This window comes from Streptomyces sp. NRRL F-2664, assembly GCF_000719345.1.
In the GTDB taxonomy this organism is placed as follows: domain Bacteria; phylum Actinomycetota; class Actinomycetes; order Streptomycetales; family Streptomycetaceae; genus Streptomyces.
In genome coordinates this window covers 1-285 of record NZ_JOFX01000510.1, presented here as the reverse complement: position 1 = coordinate 285, position 285 = coordinate 1, and the positions used below count along the sequence as shown (strand labels likewise).

Annotated in this window: 1 protein-coding gene; it reads left to right on the top strand. The window is 75.1% G+C overall.

Annotated features, from left to right (window positions below):
* Positions 1-20 precede the first annotated feature (20 nt).
* Positions 21-285: IS3 family transposase (locus IF89_RS50130; RefSeq protein WP_420707031.1), on the top strand; the 265-nt coding region annotated here is incomplete at its 3' end.

The window sequence follows — 285 nt, the reverse complement described above, 5'->3', positions numbered from 1 at the left end:
CCGTCGCGCTGCTGTGCCGGGTGCTCGGCCTGCCTCGGTCCACCTCCTACGCGTGGGTCGCGGCACGGCCCGCCGCCGCGCTCCGGCAGGCGGGAGAGGGGGATCTGGTGGCCGAGATCCGCGAGGTCCACACCGCCTCCCGGGGTGCCTACGGTGCCCCGCGGATCCACGCGGCCTTATGCCGGGGTGGTCGCCGGATCAGCCGCAGGAAGGTGGAGAAGACCATGCGCCGGCGCGGCATCCGGGGCATCACCCGGCGTCGGAAACGCTCCCTGACCAGGCCGG